The 3,094-nt window shown below is 61.1% G+C and carries 1 protein-coding gene and 3 pseudogenes; 1 reads left to right on the forward strand and 3 read right to left on the reverse strand.

What is annotated here, in order from left to right:
• The 3 genes and pseudogenes from BM249_RS20915 to BM249_RS21475 form a co-directional block, all read right to left on the reverse strand.
• Nucleotides 1-831, reverse strand: a pseudogene (locus tag BM249_RS20915) (IS3 family transposase); the annotation flags it as partial.
• 60 nt (nucleotides 832-891) lie between these two features.
• A pseudogene (locus tag BM249_RS20920) lies at nucleotides 892-1,137 on the reverse strand (helix-turn-helix domain-containing protein); the annotation flags it as partial.
• A gap of 13 nt (nucleotides 1,138-1,150) precedes the next feature.
• Nucleotides 1,151-1,909, reverse strand: coding sequence for a class I SAM-dependent methyltransferase (locus BM249_RS21475; protein WP_143103837.1), 759 nt, complete (start codon nucleotides 1,907-1,909; stop codon nucleotides 1,151-1,153).
• A 249-nt stretch (nucleotides 1,910-2,158) separates the two neighbouring features.
• Here BM249_RS21475 and BM249_RS20925 point away from each other — a divergent pair.
• A pseudogene (locus tag BM249_RS20925) lies at nucleotides 2,159-3,033 on the forward strand (IS630 family transposase); the annotation flags it as partial.
• Nucleotides 3,034-3,094: the final 61 nt, after the last annotated feature.

Genomic DNA, 3,094 nt, shown 5'->3' on the forward strand with positions numbered 1-3,094 from the left:
GGACCAGCCGACGATTCTGCGGGTGGCGAGATCGAGGACGGCGGCCAGGTAGAGCCAGCCTTCTCCGGTCGGCAGGTCGGTGATGTCGCTGCGCGGTCCTTCGGTTCCGCCAGCCAGACTGTGTTGGGCCGTGCGGCCGAGAAGAGTTGCTTCAGGAGGTTGGGCGCGATCGGCAGATCATGACGGCTGTCGGTGGTGCAGGGGCGGAACCGACGCCCTGCCAGGGCCCGGATACCATGCCGGCGCATCAGGCGCTCCACTCGCCCGCGACTGACCGTTCGGCCCTCCGCGCGCAGGGCCGCATGCACCCGAGGCGAGCCATAGCGCTTATGATGCCCGGCATGGATGCGCCGGACGTCGTCGAGGAGCTGACGGTTCGACACCGACCGGGCGCTCTCGGGGCGTGACCGCCAGCCGTAGTCGCCGCTGGGGGAGACTTCGAGCACGCGGCACATGAGACGCACCGGCCAGGTGCCCGCAGGCTGCTCGATGAGGGCGAACGTCACTTGGGCATCTCCGCGAAGATGCCGATCGCTTTTCTTAGGACGTCGCGCTCCATACGCGTCCGGTCGAGGTCACGCCCAGACAGGCGATCTCGGCCGCTTGGTCGGAGGGGGACGCCACCGGGCTCGCAGGCGCGGCTTCCGGTAATCCCGCTGTCCGCGGTGGTGGGGAGCCTCCCATCAGCGCCGAGCGCCACTGCCTCGGCATCGAGGAGTGGATCCCGAGTTCGGCTGCGATCTGCATCTGCGGCCGGCCGCTGCTTTCCAGCGGGGCTACCGCCTCGCATTTGAACTCTGGCGTGAACGCGCGTCGCGTTTTGGCCGTCAAACACCTTCCCCGCCCGCAAGGAGCGTATCAGAGGTGTCCGTGAAACCGGGGGAGGATCAGATCCTCGGGATTGATCTGGACCAGATTGCACAACCGCCAGCGCACCACCCCGTGGGCGGCAGGCGTCGGTCCGTGTTCGAGCAGCGCCCGGAGGGCCTCGCGCTGGTTGGCGTTCAGGCGCGGCCGGGCGCCGGGGGCCTTACCGTCGAGCAGCCCGTCCGGGCCGTGCGCGTCGAAGGCCAAGACCCAGTCGCGCACCGTCTGCAACCCGACCCCGCCGATCGCGGCCGCCTCCAGGCGCCCGCCGATTGGACCATATTTATTTGCATCGCTTTACAGTAAAGGTAACACCAGCGCCATGTGGGTGATCCCGTTGCATGTCGTGTATCGTCATTTTAAAGCCTAATGCCTCGAATGCCTCGCTTAGGCCTTCGAGGGAGAGCCAATAGCTGTACCCTTCCATACCTCCGGCGAAATCCGTTCGCTCAATATCGGTGAGATAGGATTGCTTCGACGCCAATATTGTACGCCCCTTAAATCTTAGGGTTTCGGGCGGTGCAAATTTTGGTCGCAAGTGTTCATTGTTATCAATGAGCTCCTTGTCGTAGTAATGTGTCCAGAAACAAGCCTGCTCTGCTGTGTTGCAAATACTTTCAATGAGGCTGAGCGGGTCTTTCATGTGGTACAAAACGCCAGAAGCAAGTACGACATCAACTTTCGGCGGCTTATTGCCCATATACCGCTCGAAATCTCCGCAAAGAAACCGCGCATTTAGGTTGAAAGCTTCTTTCACGACAAGGCATCTTAAGAATGCGTCTCGATTTGCTTCTACCGCAACGATCTCGCTTGCTCCAAAAAGCGTCATTGCATAGGTATGTCCTGCTTCAAGCGGTCCAAGTTCGAGCACCTTCTTTCCAGCAAAACCTCCGATTGCCTCATCGAAAAGTCTAATTCTCGCATCAAAGAAAAGCTGAGCATTGCCTCCACCATAAATTGGCACATCACTACACCACTGCCCGGAAAAAATATCAAATGAATTCTGTATTGATGCTGTGCGCTTCTCAAAATTTGCTGTCATGGAACAACCTCGATGCATCTCCGCTTGGCGCGAGGTTAACTCATAGCATGTCAAACGAAAGGAGCACTATCGCTCATCGGAAAGGCGACACACACGCTTGCGTAAGCTAAAAAGACATTTTGTTTCAGTGGTTTATTTTCTGCCATCCGGCTTCCAAACTAGAGCCGTGCCCTGGCGGGTTGAATCTCTTGGCGTAGGCCGTCTGGATTGTGTATGATTCGCTGGGTGGGCTTGTGAGAGAGGATCACCATGCCTTCAGCCCTGTCGGTCGATCTGCGCGAGCGCGTGGTCGCGGCAATTGAGGCGGGCGCATCGCGGCGTCAGGCAGCCCAATGCTTCGGTGTCGGGGCAGCCAGCGCGATCCTGTGGCACGAACGCTTCCGGCAGAACGGGCAGATCGCACCCAAACCCATGGGTAGCGACCGCAACTCACAGCGCCTGGAAGCACAGGCGGCCCTGATCCTTCGACCCCACGAAGAGCATCCGCTCTCCTTCCCGAGGGAACTGCGCGACAGGCTCTTGGAACGCGGCGTCCGGGCAAGCACGAGCAGCCTTTCACGCCTCTTCGCCCGACACGGGATCACCCGTAAAAAGGAGCTGTCCACGCAGCCGAGCAGGAGCGGCCGGATGTGAGGGCCGCACGCGAGGACTGGTTCGAACGTCAACCCGACCTCGATCCGGATCGCCTGGTCTTCCTCGACAAGACGGCTGCCATGACCAAGATGGTCCGCCGCTATGGTCGCGCTCTGCGCGGCGAACGCTGCCGGATCGCCGTGCCCCACGGGCATTACAAGACCACCACCATCGCCGCCACCCTGCGGGCGACTGGCCTGACTGCCAGGACCGTCTTCGATGGGACGACGAATGGACTGCGCTTCCGAACCTACGTGACCGACGTCCTGGCTGCTGTGCTCAAGCCCGGCGACACCGTCATCCGCGACAATCTGAACGCCGACAAGGTCGCCGGGGTACGCGAAGCCATCGAGGCGGTCGGCGCACGGGTACTCTACCTTTCCCCCTACGATCCAGACTCTAACCCCATCGAACAGGTCTTTACCAAAGCGAAAGCCCTCCTCCGGACCGCCGCAGCGCGAACCGCCGATGACCTGACCATTGCCAGCCGGGACTGATCGGCCCCCATTCGGTGGTTCATCGCCGAGTTTGGTGGATCGAGGAGCGAGACAG

This window comes from Methylobacterium gossipiicola, from assembly GCF_900113485.1.
Lineage (GTDB): Bacteria > Pseudomonadota > Alphaproteobacteria > Rhizobiales > Beijerinckiaceae > Methylobacterium > Methylobacterium gossipiicola.